Genomic DNA, 22,769 nt, shown 5'->3' on the forward strand with positions numbered 1-22,769 from the left:
ATAAAATTTGACTAACATATAAAGCTCCTCTATTATCTTGATCAATATATAATCACAAATAGAGTTCTAGTTATGAACAAAAATATAAAACTATTTTTTGCAGCAATTTTTATCGTATTCAGTGTAGGAAATAATATTATTTTGGCTGACGATTATCCCAAAAGTGAACAAGAACAGAAATGGGATGAAGTAGGTTCGATAGCTGGGGAAGAAGGGCTAGTTTTTAGACCAGGCAGAATTAAAAATGAATCTACTAAAGCAGCTGGTTGCTCAATTAATAAATATCTATGGCAAGCATCAATAAACACTCTAAGTTTTATTCCTCTTGCATCAGCTGACTCAAATGGCGGCGTTATCATTACAGAATGGTATAGCCCTCCCGCTACACCCAATTTTCGTTTTAAAATAAACATATTTATTAAGGATGATGTGATACATCCTGACGCAATTGAAGTAAAAGTATTTGAAGAAGTGCTGAAAAATAAACAATGGGTAATGAATGACAATACTTCGAATCTTGCTATCACACTTGAAGACAAAATTCTAAGAAAAGCAAGGGAAATATATATTAATAGTGCGAAATGATATGTCATTCCCACTCCTGTCATCCCGTGATTTATAAACTAGAGCCAGTTAAAAATACTAATAAAATTAGTATTTTTTATTATTTTCTGGATCTAGTTCCCAAGCTACGGTATGACATCAAGGCGTTTTTCGATCCACACAGAATGACATACATACCAAAAGAAATAAAAAACATGAATATCGAACAAAAATGGCAACAAATTTGGCAAGAAGAAAAATCCTTTGAAGTACCAAATGAAAGCAGCAAACCTAAATATTACGTTTTAGAGATGCTACCTTATCCATCCGGTAAAATTCACGTAGGTCACGTACGTAATTATTCTATAGGTGATGTAGTTGCTAGATTCATGACTATGCAAGGCTTTAACGTACTTCATCCTATGGGCTGGGACTCTTTCGGCTTGCCAGCAGAAAATGCTGCAATAAAAAACAACTCTCATCCAAAAGAGTGGACTTATTCAAATATCGAGAATATGAAAAAGCAGCTGAAATCGATGGGCTTTTCTTATGATTGGTCTAGAGAGATAAATAGTTGCGACCCTGATTATTATAAACATGAGCAAAAATTCTTCTTAGAGCTTTACGAAAGAAATCTTGCTTATCAAAAAGAATCTCTTGTTAACTGGGATCCGGTTGATAATACTGTACTTGCAAACGAACAGGTTGTTGATGGGCGTGGTTGGCGTTCAGGTGCGATAGTTGAAAAGCGTTATTTAAAGCAATGGTTTTTAAAAATCACGAATTACGCTGAAGAGCTATTAAATGAAATTCCAAATTTAACGGAATGGTCTGAAGCAGTTCGCTCTATGCAAGAAAAATGGATCGGCAAATCAATAGGTGCTAACTTTCGTTTCAAAATTAAAGATAATGAAGATGCTATAGAGGTTTTCTCAACTAAGCCTGAAACTATCTTTGGAGCTAGCTTTGTAGGTATTGCTTTTAACCATCCAATAATAGAAAAATTAGTTTCTAAAACTCCTGAAATAGAAAATTTCATAGCTAAATGTTCAAATATAACTGGCTCTGCTGAACTTGACAAAGCTGAGAAAGAGGGAATATTTACCGGTCTTTACGTTGTTCATCCTTTTGACTCAAATATAACTATACCTGTTGTTATTACTAATTTCGTGTTGATGGATTACGGCACAGGTGCAGTTTTTGGCTGCCCTGCTCATGATCAGCGTGACCATGAGTTAGCTGTTAAAATGAACTTACCTATAAAGCAGGTAATTGAAGCGGATATTGATGTGCAGAAAACCGCCTATACTGAAGATGGGATAATTATTAATTCTGGTTTTCTAAATGGCTTATCTACTAATGAAGCTAAGCAAAAAGTCATAGAAGAATTTGAGAAATTAGGCATAGGCAAACGCACAATAAATTATCGACTGAAAGATTGGGGAATTTCAAGACAACGTTTTTGGGGCTGCCCTATCCCTATAATCCACTGTGAGTCTTGCGGTTTAGTACCTGTACCTGACTCGGATTTACCGGTTACGCTACCTGATGACGTGAAATTTGATGGTCAAGGCAACCCTTTAGACAATCACCCAACTTGGAAGCATGTTAACTGCCCGAAATGTAGCAAGCCTGCTATTCGTGAAACTGATACTTTTGATACGTTTTTCGAATCTTCTTGGTATTTCACAAGATATTGTAATAGCCAGGCTCTAGAAATGACCGATAAAAAAGCTTGCGATTATTGGTTGCCGGTTGATAAATATATTGGCGGAATTGAACATGCGGTAATGCATTTATTATATGCAAGGTTTTTTACCAAAGTAATGAACGAGCAGAATTATGTTAGCGTCCGTGAACCTTTTAAAGGGTTATTCACGCAAGGTATGGTGCTGCACGCTACTTATAAAGACGAGCATAATAATTGGCTATATCCTGAGGAAGTAATTAAAAAAGGTAATGAATTTTTCCATAAAGATAATGGTGGTTTGGTTACACAAGGTCGCATCGAGAAAATGAGTAAATCCAAAAAGAACCTCATTGATCTTGAAACTATGCAACAACAATATGGTGCAGATGCAATAAGATTTTTCGTATTATCTGACAGCCCACCGGAAAAAGATTTAGAATGGTCAGCAAGCGGTATTGAAGGAAGTGCACGTTTCATCAATAAGCTTGAACAAATGCAAGAAGCGATAATAAAGCTTTCAGATAATGACAATACTAATAAAGAATTAAAGAGGTTAATCCATTTCACCATTAAATATGTTGCTGAGGATATAAAACATTTTGCTTTAAATAGAGCAATAGCACGTATGCGTGAACTTTTTAATTCTATATCGAGCGAGATAAATAAAGAAGAAATTGACGTGCAGAACGCAAAACACGGCTTTAATGTACTAATTCAGCTATTAAATCCTTTCATTCCACATATTACAGAAGAAATTTGGCAAAAGCTTGGTCACAAAACATTTTTATATAATGCGGCATTTCCTACTTTTGATGAATCGATGCTAGAGCTAGACACATATGTTATAGCAGTTCAGGTTAACGGCAAACTTCGTGATACTTATGAGTTTAATACATCCGCAAGTGAAGATGAAATAAAGCAAATTGTTATTAACTTACCGAAAGTTCAAAAATTTTTAGAAAGCAAAGAACCTAAAAAAATTATCCTTGTTCCTAAAAAGATCATAAATATTATTTGTTGAAGATTCTCATTACGCAACTCCTGTCATCCCGTGACTTGATCACGGGAACTTATATCATATTCTGTGTCCTGAGATCCCGTGGACAAGCCACGGGATGACATCTTATAATAACCTAACAAATTGTCATATTTTACCTAAATATTAAACTATCCATAAACATTGTGACAAAAATGTTATAAAAAAATGTTGCTTTCTTTTAGATTCGGCATTAACGTATATATTTATGTCAACATTTTAGGGTAAGTCATAATGTCACTGATAGATGTTTTAATAGTAGACGATGAAGAAGATATACGGAATATCATTGCTGCAATTTTAAAGGATGAGGGTTTTAATCCTAAAGTTGCAGCTAATAGTACGCAAGCTCTTAAAATACTTGCTGAAAAGCCAGTATCTGCGGTGATACTTGATATTTGGCTTCAAGGAAGTGAGATGGATGGTCTTGGTATCTTAGAGGTGATTAAAAAACGCTACCCTTTAATGCCAGTAATAATTATTAGTGGTCATGGTACAATAGAGACAGCAGTAAATGCTATAAAAATGGGAGCTTACGACTATATAGAAAAACCTTTTAATAATGATAAGCTAGTTATTTTACTCAAAAGAGCTTGTGAAGTTACAAAGCTAAAACGTGAGAATATAGATTTAAAATCAAAAGTTATAGATAAGACTGAGCTAGTAGGCAACTCCACTATTACTTTAAAATATAAAGCAGAAATAGACAAAGCGGCAAGCTCCAGTAGCCGTATTATGATTCATGGTAAAGTAGGTAGTGGTAAAGAGTTAACAGCAAGGTTAATTCATAAAAAATCAAAGAGAGTTAATAATCCATTCATTATTTTCAGTCCTACATGCATGACTTTAGAAAAAATCAATCAAGAGTTATTTGGGGAAGCAGAAAAACAAGAAAGCAATAATAACAGTAACAAACGACCTACTATTTTAGAATTTGCTAATAACGGCACTTTATATATAGACGAAGTTAGTAATATCCCAGTTCCAATTCAAATAAAATTATTAAAATTTTTAAAAGATCATACCATAAAAAAACCTTGTGGGAAAATTGTCAAAGTTGACATAAAAATCATCACTGGTACTTCTAAAAATATTCAGGAAGAGGTTAATAACGGTAGGTTTTTAGAAGATTTATATTATCGCCTAAATGTATCGTCATTAAAAGTACCATCATTATTTGAGAGAAAAGAAGATATACCACTGCTAGTCAAATATTTCGTTAAACAACTTTCAAAATTTTCAGGTTTAAAGGAACGTATTTTTGCCGATGAAACTATTGCTGCATTACAATCTTACGAGTGGCCAGGTAATATTAGACAGTTACGCAACGTTGTTGAGTGGACTTTAATTATGAATCCTATCACTTCAGGAAATAATGAAATCATTAAACCCTATATGATACCTTCAGAGATTCTAGCAAACAGCGTTAATCTAACTAAACTTGAAGATAGCTTTGATATGCTATCTATGCCCCTTAGAGAAGCTAGAGAAGTTTTTGAACGCCAATATCTATCAGCACAAATGAGTCGTTTTAATAATAATATCTCGAAAACATCTTCATTTGTTGGTATGGAGCGATCAGCATTGCATCGTAAATTAAAACTATTAAGCTTGCATATACCTCCGACAGGCAGAATAAACGAGGAGGAATATGAAGAAGCAAACGCCTAACCTACTTCTAGTATTTACTTTTTCGCTATTCTTAACTAACTGCTCTGAACCTACACGTGATGCGAATGGTTTATTAACTGATAGCCAAAGTACTGTGATTAGGAATTACATAATATCACAAAATGCTAAAAACCTTAAAGTTAACCTTAAAGGACAATTTGGCTCAAATCTAAGAGGATTAAAACTAATTGGAGTAAAATTAATAGACGAAGATTTATCAGAGGTAGATTTAACTTCATGCGAAATATTACGTGCTGATTTTACTGGAGCTAATTTACAAAAAGCTATCTTAACAAATGCTATCATACAAGAAAGTAATTTTGCAAATGGGACAATACAAAATGTTTCAGGATATAACTCTGATTTCCAAGGCTCTATTTTTGATAATATTACTCTGCAAGATATAAATTTTGTTCAGGCAAATTTTAGTAATACTGCTTTTAGTAAAACTACTATTAAAAATGTAAATTTTGAAAATGCTAAGCTTGAAAATATATTATGGAATAACAATACTCTTGATGGGGTTAATTTTCAAAAAGCCGTTCTTAAAAGCAATAGTTTTAAAAATACTAATATAGAAAATTCAATATTTTATGGTGCAGATTTAGAGGGGAGTATCATAAATAATACTAATTTTACTAATAATTATTTTGAATCTAGTGACTTAAGTAGAGCGAAATTAACTGCCGTAATAATTAAGGATTCTAATTTTACACAAAGTATATTTAATGAGATAAATTTTAACAATGTACAGTCTAATAACTCTATTTTTTCTTATACTACTTTTCAAGGTTCAACCCTGCAAAATATCAGTATAGTTAAATGTGATTTACAAAGTAGTGTAATTAGCGGCTCTACTTTAACTCAGTTTAAAGTAGATACTAGCTTATTAAATAATGTAAGCCTAAATGATATTAAGTTTAATAATTTATCGATAAAAAATAGTAACGCTAATTTTGCAAGATTTAATAAAATGGCTGGGGTAAATATTACTTTCAACAATTTAAGTTGGACTAATAATATCTTTAGCAATAATGATGTTAAGCAGTTCACAGTAATTAATACCGACTTAAATAATAGTGAATTATCAAACTCGAATATAAGCAATAGTCAGTTTAGTAATGTAAATTTTTCTAAAACATTAATGCAAAATGTAAATTTTTCGGATGTAAAAATTACTTCAGGAAATTTAAATCAGATAGCTTTAATAGGATCTAATTTAACGAATACTACATTTAACAATTCTTCTTTTTATAATTCGCAAATAAATAACAGCCACTATATAAATTCGACTTTTGTTAATACCAACTTTGCAAGCAATATCATTTTAAATAGTGAAGATTTTAGTAAATTTCCATCAAATATATTAATTACTTCAGTAAAGGATTTACCAAAAACTACTAATTTAACAAATATGAATTTAGCAAATTTTGACTTAAGTAATTTAATATTTAACGCAGTTAACTTTTCTGGTGCTATTTTTAAAAATGCTAATTTAGCAAATACAGCAATTAAAAGTTCTATTATAGAAAAAGCAGATTTTTCTAATGCAATAGTTAGTAAAACAGACTTTTCAAACTCTACATTAACGGATAGTATATTTAAATCGGCTAAAATTGATCAAGCTAATTTCACTGGTAGTAACTTAACTAATGCTGACTTTACTGAGGCAGAAATTAAAAATACTCAGCTTGATAAAGCTACAACTACCGGAGTAAAGGGGATAGATAATTCTAATTGATAGAATGAGAAATTAGAATTTTATCTCAAGAGTTAACGATTAGGTAAAAATCCGTATAGTACCAGATAGTTATTAAAAAAATGTTATATTTTATTCAAATATAGGTGACCTTATATGTCATTCCCACATAGGCTTTGCCTGCGTGAATCATTTTCCCCTGTCATCCCGTGATTTATTCACGGGATCCAGTTAAAAATACTAATAAAATTAGTATTTTTAATTATTTTTCCTGGATTGCCACGCTCATTTCATTCGCTCGCAATGACGATTTGAAAACCTAATAAAAACTATCTGGTACTATTAAAAATTCGTTAGAATCGATAGAAAGGAGTATTAACTGTTAAAAAAATTTTTGATTTTCAGCTTATCTTCTTTAGATAAATCAGGTTTGAACCTGTATATGTCCTTTTTGTTTGGGCTTTCGGGTCTATATTTAAATTCACCTCTAGCAGTTTTGATTGTAACGATCTGATCAGGAGCACCCCATTTAGGAAAGTCATAATTTATCACTACATCACCATTTTGTAAACCCGATTTATAAGCATTACTGTTTTCATCAATATTTTTTATCATATTATTATTTAATAAAGCATCTCTATCAAAACCACGATCATACGCCCCCATTTTTGTTTTCTCAATCGGTAATATTTTAGCTACATCACTTAAATCTATAGTATTACCTTGCTCTATATATTCGTTTATTTCTTTATCTATTCCTTTTGGAATATAATTTTTAGTGATCTGTTTAAAATAATCTGTAGAAAATTCTTTTTGCTTTGCTGTTTTAAATAAATCAAGCATAACATTATCTAACGATTTACTTTTACTATTCTCTTTTATAAGGTTATTTAGATAAAGTGCAAAAATAAATCCACGATAATAAGGCAATTTACTTACGGCGTAATTTCTCCAAGAATCTTCTTCAATTTTGCTATTAGGTTCATTTATTACTGGTGATAAATAATAATCCTTAAAAAATTGGTTAAATTCTTCTACAAATTCTTCCACAGTTATAACTCCAGAACGCAAAGCCAAAACTCTAGAATAATAATCAGTAAATCCTTCGCTCCACCAATAATTTAAATCTGAAGTATTACGTATTTTCTTACCTATCCAATTATGCAAATGCTCATGAGCAAGTAAAGTCGTATAATCCTGCTTATTCAAACCTTGTGGAATAAAAGCGGTAAAACTATGAGTTAAGGCTGTGCCGCCCATATGCATTGGTTGATCGCCCTCAACTAAACTTATTAAATAATATGGAAAATCATTATCATGAAAAAATGCTCGCTGACCTTTAATAATTTTATTTGTATAAGAAGCTATTTCTTGGTCTTTCAAATCGAACTGACCATGCAAAGAAAGATAAACAGGATTTTTTTTATTAACTATTTTATAAATACGTAAATCTCCTGCCGCATAAATAGCATCATATAGCCCAATTGGCGTAGCTTTAAACTTGATATTTTTACCAAGACCATAATCGGATATAGCCTGCCAAGCTTCGGGAATATTATTCCACTCAACATTATATTCTACTATATCCTCTTTCTTTAGATCTCTAGGAGTAGCAAAAAGTCCCCAACCGGGTGAATGGATTAAATTTTGTCTAATTATAGTCTCATGAACTTTTGAAGGGTTACCGGTTTTTTGGTATATTTCATAGCTTAAACGAATAATATTGATTTTTCCTATATTAAAAATAGCTTCATTAGAGTTTTGATTTCTAAATTTTAATTTCCCGATCGGATATTCTAGCTTAACATTTTTGATTTGCTGATAGTAAGAAGCACTAGCCCAAGCATATGGTAAATCTAAAATAACTTCACCGTCGATATCGCCTATTATTTCCGTTTCAACCTTGATAGCGGAAACAGGACGATCATTTAAAGGGGTTATTTTATAATTTATCTGCCGATAAGTATTTGCTAGTACCAAAGTTGGAATTAGAATTATAGATATTATTAAAAATTTTTTTATTAGATTCATTTACAAAACTCATAGACCTAGTTAGCAAGCCACAAGGTGATAGGGGAAAATGATCCACGCAAGCAATGCCGTCATGGGGTGAAAATGGTTAAGACTGATACATATAACAACCTTTAAGCATAATGACAGATTTAACATTTTAAGAACTACCTAACAATAATTTCAAATCCTTTAAGTGAGCTATTGAAGATATAAAATCATGAGTTAAATTTTCTGACCTGGAACAAATAATATTATTAAATCCAAGCTTTAAAGCCTCTTTTATTCTTGCTTCGGCTTTGGCAGTTTTTCTTATTTCACCCGATAGGCTTATTTCACCAAAAAATACGCTATGCTCCGGTAGAGGCTTATTTGTAGCTGCGGAAATAAGGCTAGCTGCTACCGCTAAATCTGATGCAGGTTCGTTTATTTTAAGTCCGCCTGCAATACTTAAATATACTTCATAATTGGCAAGATTTAGTCCTATTCTGCTACTTAATACCGCAAGTATCATTGATAACCTGTTAACGTCCCAGCCGACAGCAGAGCGTCTAGGCGTTACCATATTTGACGGCACTATTAAAGCTTGCACTTCCATAAGTAGTGGTCTTGAACCTTCGATTCCAGCAAAAATTGCTGTACCTATCACATTTTGCTCTCGCTTCATCAAAAATAACTCGGATGGGTTAGTGACCTCGATAAGCCCGCTACTGCTCATCTCAAACACACCTATTTCCCCAACTCCGCCAAAACGGTTTTTATAAGAGCGTAAAATACGGAAATGGTTATTATGATCACCCTCGAAATATAGTACAGTATCAACTAAATGCTCAAGCAATTTAGGACCTGCTAACTGCCCATCTTTGGTTACGTGACAGCTAAGTAGAATAATGATATTATTTTGCTTGGCATAATTAACAAACTCATGAGCACATGTACGAATTTGGGAAACAGTACCAGGAGGGGAAGATAGTTCCCGTGTTGCAATTGTTTGAATAGAGTCGATAACCACTAAATCGATATTACCTTTATTCGCCTCAAGGCTTGCTATAATATCTTCTAAATTATTAGCAGCTAAAATATTTGTTTTATCATTAACTAAATCTAGTCTTAAAGCTCTTAGCTTTATCTGATCAAGCGACTCTTCACCTGTTATATATAAACATTTTACTTTTGAAGCAAAACTGCCGGCAACTAGCTGCAACAATAAGGTAGATTTTCCAATACCAGGATCGCCGCCTATTAATATAGCTGAACCGAGTACTAAACCGCCGCCTAGGACCCTATCTAACTCACCAATTGGCGTAGAAATACGCACCTGATCAGTTACATTACTAGATAATTGTTCGAAATCTTGTTTACTTCCTATTTTGGCAATATTCTTATTTGAAATTACTTTTTCTTCAACAATACTACCCCATACCCCACAATCAAAGCACTGCCCCGACCATTTAGGGCTAGTATTCCCACAATTAGAACAAATATAGTGCTTTTTCTCTTTGGTCATGTTATTTCTCATCAAGTAAAAATAATATAGTCAATTAAGAAAATAATTTCAATTTAAGAATTTATAAACGCTAGTATAGGATAAGATTTTAAAAAACCTTATCCTGTATTCATTCGTATTATAAAGATTGGGTTAATGCAGTTGAATTTAATTATAAGCTGTAAGAAGAAGCATCCTTATTATGTAGTGATTCACCGTAACTTTCTGCTTCTGATGCTCCTAAAATTGATACTCCATCATTTATAGGAGTTTTAGCTTCATCTTCTCTAGAAATTTCTAGAAAACTAAATATTTCTTTTTGCTTAGTATCCATGTTTTTATGAGAAAGTAGCATTTTAACTATATTAGTTTTTTCATTAGAAAAAGCTATCAATAAAGCGGTTTCTTTACCTTTGTTTAATTCATTAATTTTAATATCTTCACGAGAAAGTAGCACTTTAACTATCTCAGGCTTATCGTTATCAACGGCTTTATGTAAAGGAGTCTTTCCTTGGTTATCTTTTTCATTTACATCAGTTTCTTTACGAAGAAGTAGCATTTTAACTATCTCAGGTCTATTACTCTTAACCGCTCCATGTAAAGGAGTCTCTCCTTGGTTATCTTTTTCATTTACATCAATCTCTTCACAAAGAAGTAGCATTTCAATTATCTTATGGTTGTAACTACGTATAGCTTTATGTAAAGGAGTATCTCCATATTTATCTTTTTCATTGACATTAATATTTTCACAGGAAAGTAACATTTCAACTATCTCAGGGTTACTACTCTTAATAGCTAGATGTAAAGGAGAATTTCCTCCTAAATCTTTTGTATTAACTTCAAGATTTTTATAAAAGTGAGGTGGCCCAATTTGTCTAGACTAAAAATTAAGATTTATGAGATATAAATTGTATTATAATTTTACTCAATAATTTTTGTAGAATACACCTGTTCTGGAGTGAGATATTCTAATGACTGGTGCATTCTTTTTCTATTATAAAAATTTATGTAATCAGTTATAGCATTTTTTGCCTCCTTGACAGTATTTAAAACCATCAAATATATTTTTTCTTGTTTTAATGAACGCCAAAATCTTTCTATAAATACATTATCTAGGGCTCTGCCTTTACCATCCATACTGATTTTGATTTCACGTTTAATTAGTTTATCTGTAAAATCTTTTGATGTAAATTGAGAACCTTGATCTGTATTAAAGATTTCAGGCTGACCATATTTTATTATTGCTTCTTCAAGTGCATCAATACAAAAGTCACTTTCTAAACTAATAGACACCTTCCAGCTCACAATATAACGACTAAACCAATCAATAATTGCTACCAAATATACAAATCCTTGTGCCATTCTAATATAAGTGATATCTGTACTCCATACCTGATTTACTTTAATAATTTCAACTCCTTTTAAAAGATATGGATATATTTTATGAGCTTGATTGCGCTTACTTAAGTTCATTTTAGGATAGATAGCTTCAATAGCCATTATTCTATAATAACGACTTACTGCCTTGCGACCAATTGTGATGCCCAATGGTACAAGGTGCTCAGACATTCTTCTTGCTCCAAAGTAAGGATGCTGTGTGTATATTTCATCAATCACTTGCATTATTTTTAAGTCTTTTTGGGTTAAGCCTTGTGGCTTGTAATAATAGCTAGATTTGTTAATAAACAGTAGAGTACATTGCCTAGCGATACTTAGATTACTACACTCTTTATCTACCATATTTTTTCTAATTGCCAAGTCCAAACAATGTAGATTTTTTTTTCAACCAGTCACGTTCAACAGTTAACTGGCCTATTTGTTCATACAATTGTTTTATTAAATCCTGATGATCTGGATCCTTAGATTGTGGCTTAATTTGAAAACCACTAATTAAATTTTCTATACCTCTTTTCTTCCATGCTTGTATTTGTGTCGGATGAACTCCATATTTGCTACTAATTTGAGCTATTGTCATTTCAGCTTTTATTGTTTCTAAAACTATCTTTGTTTTTTCTGCTGCACTATATTGTTTTGCTTTTTTGGACATATAATTTCTCTTTTGTATCTGAAAATTATATCTCATTCTAGCATTTTAGTAGTCCAGTTTTTGGGTACCATTATAAAGTTAGGAATTTAACTACCTCAGTTTTTCCCTGATCAATAGCTACATGTAAAAGTGTATTACCATTTTCATCTTCTGCGTTAATATCAAACTCTTCAAGATTTATTAGATATCTGAATATGTCTTCATCAAAATTAACTATTACTTTATTATCTACAGATCTAGAATAGAAATCTATTTTTTCTTCCATTAATGTTCGTATGATATCATTTTTATCAAAAAATGTAGCTATAGGAAAAATCTCTTTTCCTAACTCTGTAACGTTTATAAATTGTATAAGATCATCTAATATAAATTCTATGAGTTCATATATTGTACTATCTTGACTTTCATGCAATCCCAATAATATCTTAGTTAATTCATTAGATATTTTAATTCCTTGATAGTTACTTAAATTTTTGGTATCTTTTTCAAAGAATGCAGCTATTAGTTCTAACTCTTTTTTATCAAAATTATCTATTTTGCCAAGCTCAATAAGTTTTCTTAAAGTTAAAGGACAGATACCTGCAATAACGCATTCTATAAGTTTAAAATTAGATTTTATATCTATCTCATTTATTTTATATAATTCTCTGCTTTCTATATATTAACCCACCAATTAAATACCTGACATAATAGTTGCAAATACTAAAATATAATGTTAGAATGAAATAATGCTAAAAAAAGAAGATTTTAGGACATTATCAACGAGTGCACAAGCAGCTTTAAGAAAAGTTGCATTAAGAGCAATTGATAAAGGAGAAAAACAATCAGATGTTATAATGGTACCCAAAAACTGGACTACTAAAATGCTAGAATGAGATATAATTTTCAGATACAAAAGAGAAATTATATGTCCAAAAAAGCAAAACAATATAGTGCAGCAGAAAAAACAAAGATAGTTTTAGAAACAATAAAAGCTGAAATGACAATAGCTCAAATTAGTAGCAAATATGGAGTTCATCCGACACAAATACAAGCATGGAAGAAAAGAGGTATAGAAAATTTAATTAGTGGTTTTCAAATTAAGCCACAATCTAAGGATCCAGATCATCAGGATTTAATAAAACAATTGTATGAACAAATAGGCCAGTTAACTGTTGAACGTGACTGGTTGAAAAAAAAATCTACATTGTTTGGACTTGGCAATTAGAAAAAATATGGTAGATAAAGAGTGTAGTAATCTAAGTATCGCTAGGCAATGTACTCTACTGTTTATTAACAAATCTAGCTATTATTACAAGCCACAAGGCTTAACCCAAAAAGACTTAAAAATAATGCAAGTGATTGATGAAATATACACACAGCATCCTTACTTTGGAGCAAGAAGAATGTCTGAGCACCTTGTACCATTGGGCATCACAATTGGTCGCAAGGCAGTAAGTCGTTATTATAGAATAATGGCTATTGAAGCTATCTATCCTAAAATGAACTTAAGTAAGCGCAATCAAGCTCATAAAATATATCCATATCTTTTAAAAGGAGTTGAAATTATTAAAGTAAATCAGGTATGGAGTACAGATATCACTTATATTAGAATGGCACAAGGATTTGTATATTTGGTAGCAATTATTGATTGGTTTAGTCGTTATATTGTGAGCTGGAAGGTGTCTATTAGTTTAGAAAGTGACTTTTGTATTGATGCACTTGAAGAAGCAATAATAAAATATGGTCAGCCTGAAATCTTTAATACAGATCAAGGTTCTCAATTTACATCAAAAGATTTTACAGATAAACTAATTAAACGTGAAATCAAAATCAGTATGGATGGTAAAGGCAGAGCCCTAGATAATGTATTTATAGAAAGATTTTGGCGTTCATTAAAACAAGAAAAAATATATTTGATGGTTTTAAATACTGTCAAGGAGGCAAAAAATGCTATAACTGATTACATAAATTTTTATAATAGAAAAAGAATGCACCAGTCATTAGAATATCTCACTCCAGAACAGGTGTATTCTACAAAAATTATTGAGTAAAATTATAATACAATTTATATCTCATAAATCTTAATTTTTAGTCTAGACAAATTGGGCCACCTCACTATAAATATGATATCAACTGTTACGAACAATGGTAAACTAAGGTTCATGTTATATGAAGATACACTAAAAACAGATATATTTATAGAATTTCTAAGAAGATTAGTGAAATCTGCAAGAAGGAAGATCTTTTTAATATTAGACAATTTAAAAGTACATCATAGTAAAAAAGTATACAGCTGGACAAATAAGCATAAAGATAAAATTTCTTTGTTTTTTTTGCCTCCTTATACTCCACAACATAATCCAGATGAATACTTAAATAATGACTTAAAAAGAAATGTAAATAGAAAACATATACCTCTTACAAAAGATGAGTTAAAATACAATCTTAAATCTTATTTACGTTGCTTACAGAACAATCCTAAACATATACAAAAATTGTTCCAAGCCGATGATGTTAAATATGCCTCTTAAGTCAGGTATTTAATTGGTGGGTTAATAGTTTATATCAATAAAGCTAATTTGTTTGTCACTAAGCAGTTTTAAAATATTATCTTTTAATAAATCCACTGATTTTTCGTCTGGTATATCCATTAAATCTTTCAATCCTTGTAAAGGCTTATCAGGATAAAAATTACGAGCTGCTTCAAATAGCTTTTTTACCAAAGAAACTCCATCATCAGTCATATGACTATGCTCTGCTAAGGTGCATAGTAAGTCATAATTACTTAAATAAGGTTCTATTTCTTCTTTTGTCACTATTCCTTCTTTTACTAATTTATGTTCTTCAACATTAGTTACCTCTTTTCTTCCTCTTAAATTACTTTGCTGTTTTTGTAAGTTTTGAAAGTTTTGTTTGTTAAGATCTTGAAGAGAGGTTTTATACTCATTAATTAAAGCTTTTTTTTCTTCAATAGAAGTAATTTGATTTGGGTGCTAGGCGAAGTGGATAAATTACAGTTGGTGAGAATCCAATCTACGTAAAGTTTAGCCAGCAGCGTAGAACCAAATCTCACATGTAAGGAGGTAACGAATTATGTGAAGCTGAAAGGCGGGATGTATTGGGTTGTAACGCAAGTGAAGGATATAAGCTCCGAAATGTACAATATTGTAGAGGTTGACATGTTGTATCACATGGAAAGCAGAATGTGTAGTTGCGATAAGGCAAGCAACTATTGCTCTACCGGAGTCTCAGGCCACGACACGATACAAGATGGAATTTATCTAAACCTAGGAGATCCATTGTATTCTTACGTAAGTGAGTACTTTGAAACAAGCTGTCAAGAGCAAGGATTAAAGGAAGATACAATGGAAGTCGGACTGACTAATAGTACTTTGAGCATGGGAAAGCCATGTACATGGGGAAGTGGTCAGCAATATAGCGTTAGTTTAAGTACGCTTAATTCACTAATACACGGAGGTTAGAGAGTAGAATGGAAAGTAAACTTAAACTTATATCTGCGAAAGCTAAGGAAGATAAGAGACTAAAATTTACGGCATTAGTGCATCATGTAAATAAGGAAAATCTTATTGAATGTTACAAGGAGCTAAAGAAAAATAGAGCTTGTGGCATAGATGAAGTAACAGTTGAAGAATATGGCAAGAATCTTGAAGAGAATATAGACAATCTGCTACATAGACTGAAGGATAAAAGCTATAGAGCCAATGCTGTACGACGGGTAGAAATACCTAAAGCTAATAGTAAAGAAAAGCGAGGGCTTGGCATTCCGACAGTTGAAGATAAATTAGTGCAGCTAGTAGTTAAGAAGTTATTAGAAGCAATATATGAACAAGATTTTCTAGAGTGCTCTTATGGATTCAGGCCTAACTTAAGCTGTCATTCAGCAATAAAAGCGTTAGATACAGTAGTAATGAAAAAGCCAATTAACTATGTTGTAGAAGTTGATATTAGAAAATTTTACGATAACATAAATCATTACTGGTTGCAAAGGTGTTTAGAAGAGAGAATATTAGACAAGAATTTTATATGGCTAATAAGAAGGCTTTTAAAAGCAGGAGTAATCAAGGATGGTGTTGTTAGTACCAGCGATCAAGGTACATCGCAAGGCTCAGTGGCAAACCCAATTCTTGCAAATATCTATTTACATTATGTTTTAGGAAAGTTGTTAAACCAAAAGCTAAAGGCTATGTTGAACTAATCAGATATTGTGATGATAGTGTGCCACGAGTGCAAAGGAAGTTACATGAAGCCATAAGTGTAAATTGAATTTGTGCGTAACTATATAAGAGATGGAAGTAGGCCTTCCGAAGCCGCTTTACAGGAAGAGGCTTCAAACCACTCTAAGCTGCGTTGGTTAAGAGCCAAGGTGGTGAGCGTTAGAGAAAAGGTACCTTGCAAGGTATCAGGTAAGAATCAAGGAGATGAAGCGATTAAACCATTGCTGAAGTGTCAAAAGCGTATAGATGAGATCAAAACTGAGGGGTAGTCGTTAACTCAGGATAAATTTGACGGGAACCTGTTTACTGGTCAAGTGGTCTCCGGCATAGAGGTGGCATGAACTTGGTTTAGGCTCTTATGTGGAACGTGGGAACCTGTGTATTGATGCAAAGGGAGCGATGCAAGTGGAAGACCCATGAGTATCTGAGTACCAAAGCAGTACATAGGGGCGGATTGGCTCGTAGTAGTGATGAAGCTGTTGAAAGGCAGTGGAGCAAAGGGGCTGAGTTATCCGTTTTATTGATTAGTCAACTAATAATAATTGGGAGGAGCTAAATTGAATAAAACAAAACCATTTTGTATTTCCAAGAAAAGTATAATGGCAGCTTGGGAAAGAGTTAAAGCGAACAAAGGTACCTATGGGGTTGATGAAGAATCAATTGAAGATTTTGCATTAAACCTAAAGGATAACCTTTATAAGTTATGGAACCGGATGTCATCTGGTACGTATTTTCCTCCACCTGTAAAGGCGGTAGAAATAGCAAAATCAGATGGTAGCAAACGCTTGTTAGGTATTCCAACTGTGGCAGATAGAATTGCACAAGCAGTGGTTAAAGACCAGCTTGAGCAATTAGTGGAGCCAAAATTTTATAATGGACTGAAAAATCAAGACAAAAAAATCATCAGTTTAGTTGGTAATGTTGTTAAAAATTAGGCTGCCATTTGTTCATAATTTTGTATGTAATCCAGATAAACATTCATAGGTTTTTTATACCCAATACTTGAATGGAACCTTCTGTAATTATATTTACTGATATAATTATCAATCCCTTCTTTAAGCTCCACTATATTTTGATAGTCATTAATAAATATACAATTATATTTTAAAGTCCTAAAGAAACGCTCAATAACAATATTATCAATACTTCTACCCTTACCGTTCATTGATATTTTGACATCATGATCTTTAAGCATTTGCGTATGATCATGGCTAGTATATTGGCTACCTTGATCACTATTAAATATTTTTGGAGCTGGATATTTATTTAATGCTTCTTGCAATACATCAGTTACTAATGCTGAGTCCATACTATTTGACAGTTTATAGCTTAATATGGTTTTACTATGCCAATCTATAATGGCTGCTAGATACATAAAACCGCCTTTAGTGCGAATATATGTTATATCACCACTCCAAACTTCATTAGTATAAGGAACACACACATTTTTAGTTTTTCCTGATTTAGTCCAATATTTATCAAGCAAATAACTATAGATTCTATGCTCACTATCTTTTATAGTAGTTACTTTCTTCCGATGAGGGTATATCGCTTCAATACCCATTAATCTCATATATTTTAGCACACGATCCCGACCTATCTTAAAACCATCTGCTAATAATTGCTGATATATATAACGATAACCAAATTCTGGATTATCCGTATATATCTCGTCTACTCTATTTAATATATTTAAATTATAGTTACTAAGCGACTGTTCTTTATAATACGCCGAAGAACGGCTAATTCCTAGTAATTCACATTGTCTTGTCTTAGGTAACTGTTCTAGCTTGGATGCGACAAGACTCTTTCTATTTGATAAATCCAAGCTTCTTAGCTTTCCCACTGCCCAATCCCTCTCTACCGTAGCTTTCCCTAATGCTTTTGCCAGCTCGTCATTCTGCTCCTTGAGTTTATTAATTTCCTCTTGATATTCACTCACTACCTTAGCTGGTTCAAATGCTATCGCTGCATTTGATAAAAATTGCTTCTTCCAATGAGAAATACTATTACTACTAACCTCATATTTAGACGATAGCTGTGATAATGTTACATCCTCTTTTAATAATTCTAACACTATCCTTGTCTTCTCTTCGGCACTGAAATTCCGAACCTGTTTCTTAGTCATTTTTACCTCTTAAGTTATTTTTTCTATTCTAACTTCTTTCCAAGCAAATCTAACTATTTTTTTGTTCAGGTTTTTCAGTCCATTATATTTCATGAAGATTCTTATGGGTATCGTCCTAGGAAATCGGCATTGGATGCAGTTGGAGTAGCAAGGCAGCGATGTTGGAGGCAAGATTGGTGTATTGATCTGGACATCAAGAATTTCTTCGATAGTTTGGATCATCAATTAATGATGAAAGCCATAAGATTCCATAGCGAAGAAAAGTGGATCCATCTTTATGTGGAGCGGTGGCTTCAAGCCCCTTTACAATTGGAGAGTGGAGAACTGATAGAAAGGAAGTCTGGTACTCCTCAGGGAGGAGTAGCGAGTCCTTTGTTGGCAAACATTTTCATGCATCATGCATTTGATGATTGGATGAGAAGGAACTATCCAGAAGTAAGGTTTGAACGTTTTGCAGATGATATTTTAGCACATTGTAGTTCACAAAAGCAGGCTAAGAAAGTACTGGAGGAGATTAAGATTAGACTAAAAGAGTGTGGTCTTGAACTACATCCAGAAAAGACGAAAATAGTGTATTGTAAAGATGATGATCGGGGAGGCTCTTATGAGCATGAAAGCTTTGATTTTCTTGGCTATACATTTAGACCACGATTGTCAATGAATAAATATGATAAAACTTTTGTTAACTTTACACCTGCAATTAGCAAGCAAGCTGCAAACCGTATCAGAAAGGAGATAAGGAGTTGGAGAATACATCTGCGAAGTGATAAAACTATTACTGACCTAGCGAGGATGTTTAATGCACATGTACAAGGATGGGTAAATTATTATGGACGATATTATAAATCGGCTATGTATCCATTTTTACGTAACATGGAGCGTTTTCTAACACGTTGGGTAATGAGGAAATACAAAAGATTCCAAGGTTACAAGAAACGAGCAAGGAATTGGTTAGGGTGTGTACGAAAGCGTGAACCTAGACTATTTGTTCATTGGAGGTTAGGCCTTGGATCAAGGTTTGGATAATGGGAGCGGTGTAAGCTGAGAGGTTTACGCACCGTTCTGCGAGAGACTGGAGGGGAGGTTCCTTCGGTCCACTCACCTTATAGTTTGTGCAAAATCTGAAAGCTCTTGTATTAAAGCAAAGAAGATAATTAACGATTGGTTAAATATTAGAGGATTAGCATTATCAGAAGAAAAGACTAAGATACTTCATATTAAAGAAGGGTTTGATTTTCTGGGATTTAATATCCGGCAATATAATACCAAGAGTAGAAGAAGAGGTATAACACTACTAGTTAAACCATCCAAAGATACTATTAAATCATTTAAAAAGCGAATAATGATTGAATGGAAAAGAAGCTTCTCATGGGAAATTGATAGGATAATTGAAAACCTTAATCCTAGAATAATGGGATGGTGCAGTTATTTTAACAAAGTTATAGCCAAAAGAACTTTTATCCAACTAGATCGTTGGATGTGGATGCGACAAGCAAGATTTGCTTATAGAAGACATCCTAATAAATACTGGTGGTGGCTTAAAGAGAAGTATTGGGGCAGAATCAAAGCTCGAAATGATCATTGGGTCTTTATGGATAAAAGTAAAGATCTATATCTATGGAAATTACAATGGACAGCAATCAAAAGGCATATTCTAGTTAAAGGCAAAGCATCTCCTGATAATCCAGAACTTAAGGAATACTGGCAAAAACGTCAAGCTAGTAAACCAAAGTACTTCTTTAAAACCAGACAGATTCTTTGGCGTAGACAAGAAGGTAAATGCTCTGTTTGTTTAGATTCAATAGATAATGGAGAAAATGTGCAAGTCCATCATAAAAGACCTACAAGATGTGGCGGCACTGACCATATTAACAATTTGTGCTTATTGCATACAAACTGTCATAGGCAAGTACATAGCAAGCGAGGCCAACTAATTGCAGCTGTTAGTAAATTGCTTGAGCCGTATGCATAGCAATATGCTTGTACGGTTGTGTGTCCAGAGAAACTGGTATGTTCAGTAGGAGGTAACCCTACTAGATTAAAAGTTAGAGATCTATAGCTAGGATAGCAGCATGGCGAGAAATCAAGATGTTGGAACCTATCGACAAACTTACCTATAGGGTAAGAGCGAATTATCAGGCCGCAGCGAGAGCGAACACATAGGTGGCCCCGAAAGTGCGAAGCCCCGAAGGCCGAACTAGCGACCGTAGAGTGAAGGCAATATGTTCAATTGAAAACTAACTGATACAATTGGACACTTCGGCGGGGTGGGAGTGGCAGCATGATAATAAGGACATATTAAGTGACTGGAGAAGTCCTACTCATCCCAGGAAGAAAGCTCTTGGAGCAAGGTAAATTCTATAACTAGCAAAACTAGGAAATGAATTGAAGATGAGAGGATGGCGGATGGGTGTGTATTAGCAATGAAGCAGAGTAATGCCTGTGGAGCGAAGACACCCTACTGATAACATTATTCCAACAACAAGGGAGGTGAAAGACGAATGATAAAAACGTCTATAGAATTACAAGACCTGAGAAGGAAAATATACATCAAAGCTAAAGCTGAAAAGCAATGGCGATTTTGGGGATTATATGTTCATGTATGTAAGATAGAAACACTAAGAGAAGCCTACAAGCTAGCTAAGCATAATAAGGGGGCACCTGGAATAGATGGTGTTACCTTTGAAATGATAGAGTTAGCGGGGGTTGAACAATTTCTAGAAAACATACAAACAGAATTACAAGCCAGAACCTATTATCCTGAAAGGAAAAGGGTCAAGGTAATTCCTAAAGATAATGGGAATAAAGTGAGGAAGTTATCCATACCAACTATCAAAGATAGAGTGGTAGAAGGAGCACTAAAGCTCATTTTAGAACCAATATTTGAAGCTGACTTCCAACCTGGATCATATGGATATCGCCCTAAACGGACTGCAGCTGCGGCTATAGAAAAAGTTACAGTAGCAGCAATTAAGGAGAAGACAAGAGTAATAGATGTAGATTTACGCTCTTACTTTGACACGATTGCTCACCTTGAGCTATTTAACAAGATAGCAGAGCGTGTAAATGACAAAGATGTTATGAAGCTACTAAAATTGATAGTCAAAGCAGGTGGAAAAAGAGGCATATCTCAAGGCGGGCCACTATCACCGCATTTAAGCAATATTTACTTAAATGAAGTAGATAAAATGCTAGAAAGAGCAAAGGAAGTGAGTAAGCTAAGAGATGGCTATGACCATATAGAGTACGTTAGATGGGCTGATGATCTGATCATACTAATTGATGGCTATAGAAAATGGCAGTGGTTAGAGAGAGCGATCAATATAAGGCTAAGACAAGAATTGTTGAAAATAAAGGTTGAACTAAACGAAGAGAAGACAAAGACAGTTGATCTAAAGAATGGTGAAACATTTAGCTTTCTGGGATTTGATTTTAGACGAGCGAAAACTAAGCAAGGTAAAATTGGAATCCAGAAGACGCCTAGAATGAGAGCGCGAACTGCCCTGCTAGCAAAACTAAAAGAGATATTCCGCAAGTTTATATCGCAACCAGTTGATAGAATAACATACCTTATCAACCCGATATTACGAGGTTGGATAAACTACTTTAGGATTGGTAACTCTAGCCGTTGTTTTGGATATGTAAGAGACTGGGTAGAGAAGAAAGTAAGACGCCATTTAATGAAATCACGAGGATTGAAAGGCTTCGGCTGGGAAAGGTGGAGTAGGAGAGATTTGTATGAGAAGATGGGGTTATATAACGATTACCAAATTCGATATTACAGACCTTTGAAAGCAATAACAGCGGATAGGTCATAGGCAATGATAAGAAGTTATCAGGAAAGCGTAATACGGGAAATCTGTACGTTACGTTTGACGAGGCGGGTGATGGAAACGGGAGCTACTGACTTACCGCGCCATTGCTCGACCCTACCTTTGGGAGGAAAGCACGCTAAGTGCCTACCTACCCGCTCTTCTTTGTTTATGCAACAAGTACCAACCTCCTTATTTATTCCTTTTTTACATAGCTGATAAATAACGATCATCTTTATTTGTTTTTATTGATCTTAGTTTGCTGGTTCGGTTAGGTATGGGGATATTTTGATTTTGAATGGTTTTCTATTTCAGCACTATGCCAAGACTTTGCAAGCTTAAAAATTGTATTCAACATTGATCTATTCAAGAAAAAATTTGCAGAATTTCTGAGCACTTAATAATTATAAAGTTGACTTCCATAATTTAT

20 protein-coding genes and 1 pseudogene are annotated in these 22,769 nt (G+C 33.3%); 13 read left to right on the forward strand and 8 right to left on the reverse strand.

The features are described 5' to 3' along the window. Positions 1-72 precede the first annotated feature (72 nt). The 4 genes from AAGD54_RS01740 to AAGD54_RS01755 all read left to right on the forward strand — a co-directional run bounded on the left by AAGD54_RS01740 (position 73) and on the right by AAGD54_RS01755 (position 6,681). On the forward strand, positions 73-585 hold the full coding sequence (locus tag AAGD54_RS01740; RefSeq protein WP_341788856.1) for a DUF3576 domain-containing protein: 513 nt from the start codon (positions 73-75) through the stop codon (positions 583-585). 173 nt (positions 586-758) lie between these two features. Continuing rightward, on the forward strand, positions 759-3,254 hold the full coding sequence (gene leuS, locus AAGD54_RS01745; RefSeq protein ID WP_341794853.1) for a leucine--tRNA ligase: 2,496 nt from the start codon (positions 759-761) through the stop codon (positions 3,252-3,254). A gap of 249 nt (positions 3,255-3,503) precedes the next feature. After that, positions 3,504-4,940 carry a sigma-54 dependent transcriptional regulator gene (locus tag AAGD54_RS01750; protein WP_341788858.1) on the forward strand — a complete coding sequence of 479 codons (1,437 nt, stop codon included), beginning with the start codon at positions 3,504-3,506 and terminating at the stop codon, positions 4,938-4,940. Beyond that, on the forward strand, positions 4,921-6,681 hold the full coding sequence (locus tag AAGD54_RS01755) for a pentapeptide repeat-containing protein (protein WP_341788859.1): 1,761 nt from the start codon (positions 4,921-4,923) through the stop codon (positions 6,679-6,681). Before AAGD54_RS01750 ends, AAGD54_RS01755 begins: the two co-directional genes overlap by 20 nt. 333 nt (positions 6,682-7,014) lie before the next feature. On the opposite strand, the gene AAGD54_RS01760 is transcribed toward AAGD54_RS01755, so the two are convergent. The 6 genes from AAGD54_RS01760 to AAGD54_RS01785 all read right to left on the reverse strand — a co-directional run bounded on the left by AAGD54_RS01760 (position 7,015) and on the right by AAGD54_RS01785 (position 12,600). Beyond that, entirely contained in the window at positions 7,015-8,670 is a 1,656-nt protein-coding gene (locus tag AAGD54_RS01760) for a M1 family aminopeptidase (protein WP_341794854.1), read from the reverse strand. Between the two features lie 139 nt (positions 8,671-8,809). Continuing rightward, positions 8,810-10,156 carry a DNA repair protein RadA gene (gene radA / locus AAGD54_RS01765; RefSeq protein ID WP_341794855.1) on the reverse strand — a complete coding sequence of 449 codons (1,347 nt, stop codon included), beginning with the start codon at positions 10,154-10,156 and terminating at the stop codon, positions 8,810-8,812. 151 nt (positions 10,157-10,307) lie between these two features. After that, positions 10,308-11,006 carry an ankyrin repeat domain-containing protein gene (locus tag AAGD54_RS01770; RefSeq protein WP_341795159.1) on the reverse strand — a complete coding sequence of 233 codons (699 nt, stop codon included), beginning with the start codon at positions 11,004-11,006 and terminating at the stop codon, positions 10,308-10,310. A gap of 50 nt (positions 11,007-11,056) precedes the next feature. Next, on the reverse strand, positions 11,057-11,875 hold the full coding sequence (locus AAGD54_RS01775) for an IS3 family transposase (RefSeq protein WP_341794310.1): 819 nt from the start codon (positions 11,873-11,875) through the stop codon (positions 11,057-11,059). A gap of 7 nt (positions 11,876-11,882) precedes the next feature. After that, positions 11,883-12,182, reverse strand: a complete 300-nt coding sequence (locus AAGD54_RS01780) for a transposase (RefSeq protein WP_341794311.1) — start codon at positions 12,180-12,182, stop codon at positions 11,883-11,885. Positions 12,183-12,252: 70 nt separating this feature from the next. Further along, complete coding sequence (locus AAGD54_RS01785) at positions 12,253-12,600, reverse strand: ankyrin repeat domain-containing protein (protein ID WP_341794856.1); 348 nt, start codon at positions 12,598-12,600, stop codon at positions 12,253-12,255. Positions 12,601-12,910: 310 nt separating this feature from the next. On the opposite strand from AAGD54_RS01785, the gene AAGD54_RS01790 reads away from it, so the two are divergent. The 4 genes from AAGD54_RS01790 to AAGD54_RS01805 all read left to right on the forward strand — a co-directional run bounded on the left by AAGD54_RS01790 (position 12,911) and on the right by AAGD54_RS01805 (position 14,695). Further along, positions 12,911-13,057, forward strand: a complete 147-nt coding sequence (locus AAGD54_RS01790; protein ID WP_341794857.1) for a hypothetical protein — start codon at positions 12,911-12,913, stop codon at positions 13,055-13,057. Positions 13,058-13,089: 32 nt separating this feature from the next. Further along, positions 13,090-13,389 carry a transposase gene (locus AAGD54_RS01795; RefSeq protein ID WP_341794311.1) on the forward strand — a complete coding sequence of 100 codons (300 nt, stop codon included), beginning with the start codon at positions 13,090-13,092 and terminating at the stop codon, positions 13,387-13,389. Between the two features lie 7 nt (positions 13,390-13,396). Further along, a complete protein-coding gene (locus AAGD54_RS01800; RefSeq protein ID WP_341794310.1) occupies positions 13,397-14,215 on the forward strand; it encodes an IS3 family transposase in 819 nt (272 codons plus the stop codon). A gap of 72 nt (positions 14,216-14,287) precedes the next feature. After that, the gene (locus tag AAGD54_RS01805) at positions 14,288-14,695 is read left to right on the forward strand and encodes a transposase (RefSeq protein ID WP_341794858.1); all 408 of its coding nucleotides are present in this window, start codon (positions 14,288-14,290) and stop codon (positions 14,693-14,695) included. A 27-nt stretch (positions 14,696-14,722) separates the two neighbouring features. On the opposite strand, the pseudogene AAGD54_RS01810 reads toward AAGD54_RS01805, so the two are convergent. After that, positions 14,723-15,151: pseudogene (locus AAGD54_RS01810) on the reverse strand (hypothetical protein); the annotation flags it as partial. Between the two features lie 503 nt (positions 15,152-15,654). On the opposite strand from AAGD54_RS01810, the gene AAGD54_RS01815 reads away from it, so the two are divergent. Together AAGD54_RS01815 and AAGD54_RS01820 are read left to right on the forward strand one after the other, a co-directional pair. After that, positions 15,655-16,380, forward strand: coding sequence for a reverse transcriptase domain-containing protein (locus AAGD54_RS01815; protein WP_341794859.1), 726 nt, complete (start codon positions 15,655-15,657; stop codon positions 16,378-16,380). A gap of 576 nt (positions 16,381-16,956) precedes the next feature. Then, positions 16,957-17,334 carry a hypothetical protein gene (locus AAGD54_RS01820; RefSeq protein ID WP_341794860.1) on the forward strand — a complete coding sequence of 126 codons (378 nt, stop codon included), beginning with the start codon at positions 16,957-16,959 and terminating at the stop codon, positions 17,332-17,334. Here the strand turns inward: AAGD54_RS01820 and AAGD54_RS01825 are convergent. Continuing rightward, positions 17,331-18,527 (reverse strand): IS3 family transposase, encoded by a 1,197-nt coding sequence (locus AAGD54_RS01825; RefSeq protein WP_341794861.1) that lies wholly within the window; start codon positions 18,525-18,527, stop codon positions 17,331-17,333. The two genes, AAGD54_RS01820 and AAGD54_RS01825, sit on opposite strands and share 4 nt — an antisense overlap. 129 nt (positions 18,528-18,656) lie before the next feature. Here AAGD54_RS01825 and AAGD54_RS01830 point away from each other — a divergent pair, with 129 nt between their 5' ends. From AAGD54_RS01830 to ltrA, 3 genes are all read left to right on the forward strand, one after another. Next, positions 18,657-19,553 (forward strand): reverse transcriptase domain-containing protein, encoded by an 897-nt coding sequence (locus AAGD54_RS01830; RefSeq protein WP_341794862.1) that lies wholly within the window; start codon positions 18,657-18,659, stop codon positions 19,551-19,553. Between the two features lie 316 nt (positions 19,554-19,869). Then, the gene (locus AAGD54_RS01835; protein WP_341794863.1) at positions 19,870-20,499 is read left to right on the forward strand and encodes a group II intron maturase-specific domain-containing protein; all 630 of its coding nucleotides are present in this window, start codon (positions 19,870-19,872) and stop codon (positions 20,497-20,499) included. 529 nt (positions 20,500-21,028) lie between these two features. Next, positions 21,029-22,345: a group II intron reverse transcriptase/maturase gene (gene ltrA, locus AAGD54_RS01840; RefSeq protein ID WP_341794864.1), complete on the forward strand. Its 1,317-nt coding sequence runs from the start codon at positions 21,029-21,031 to the stop codon at positions 22,343-22,345. The last annotated feature ends 424 nt before the right edge of the window (positions 22,346-22,769 follow it).

The sequence above is a fragment of the Rickettsia endosymbiont of Rhinocyllus conicus genome, assembly GCF_964026465.1.
GTDB lineage: Bacteria > Pseudomonadota > Alphaproteobacteria > Rickettsiales > Rickettsiaceae > Rickettsia.

Excerpts from the sequence above, each read along its gene's own strand:
- AAGD54_RS01740 (WP_341788856.1), top strand. The coding sequence starts at position 73 with ATGAACAAAAATATAAAACTATTTTTTGCAGCAATTTTTATCGTATTC.
- leuS (WP_341794853.1), top strand. The coding sequence starts at position 759 with ATGAATATCGAACAAAAATGGCAACAAATTTGGCAAGAAGAAAAATCC.
- AAGD54_RS01750 (WP_341788858.1), top strand. The coding sequence starts at position 3,504 with ATGTCACTGATAGATGTTTTAATAGTAGACGATGAAGAAGATATACGG.
- AAGD54_RS01755 (WP_341788859.1), top strand. The coding sequence starts at position 4,921 with ATGAAGAAGCAAACGCCTAACCTACTTCTAGTATTTACTTTTTCGCTA.
- AAGD54_RS01760 (WP_341794854.1), bottom strand. The coding sequence starts at position 8,670 with ATGAATCTAATAAAAAAATTTTTAATAATATCTATAATTCTAATTCCA.
- radA (WP_341794855.1), bottom strand. The coding sequence starts at position 10,156 with ATGACCAAAGAGAAAAAGCACTATATTTGTTCTAATTGTGGGAATACT.
- AAGD54_RS01775 (WP_341794310.1), bottom strand. The coding sequence starts at position 11,875 with ATGGTAGATAAAGAGTGTAGTAATCTAAGTATCGCTAGGCAATGTACT.
- AAGD54_RS01780 (WP_341794311.1), bottom strand. The coding sequence starts at position 12,182 with ATGTCCAAAAAAGCAAAACAATATAGTGCAGCAGAAAAAACAAAGATA.
- AAGD54_RS01790 (WP_341794857.1), top strand. The coding sequence starts at position 12,911 with ATGCTAAAAAAAGAAGATTTTAGGACATTATCAACGAGTGCACAAGCA.
- AAGD54_RS01795 (WP_341794311.1), top strand. The coding sequence starts at position 13,090 with ATGTCCAAAAAAGCAAAACAATATAGTGCAGCAGAAAAAACAAAGATA.
- AAGD54_RS01800 (WP_341794310.1), top strand. The coding sequence starts at position 13,397 with ATGGTAGATAAAGAGTGTAGTAATCTAAGTATCGCTAGGCAATGTACT.
- AAGD54_RS01805 (WP_341794858.1), top strand. The coding sequence starts at position 14,288 with ATGATATCAACTGTTACGAACAATGGTAAACTAAGGTTCATGTTATAT.
- AAGD54_RS01815 (WP_341794859.1), top strand. The coding sequence starts at position 15,655 with ATGGAAAGTAAACTTAAACTTATATCTGCGAAAGCTAAGGAAGATAAG.
- AAGD54_RS01825 (WP_341794861.1), bottom strand. The coding sequence starts at position 18,527 with ATGACTAAGAAACAGGTTCGGAATTTCAGTGCCGAAGAGAAGACAAGG.
- AAGD54_RS01835 (WP_341794863.1), top strand. The coding sequence starts at position 19,870 with ATGATTGAATGGAAAAGAAGCTTCTCATGGGAAATTGATAGGATAATT.
- ltrA (WP_341794864.1), top strand. The coding sequence starts at position 21,029 with ATGATAAAAACGTCTATAGAATTACAAGACCTGAGAAGGAAAATATAC.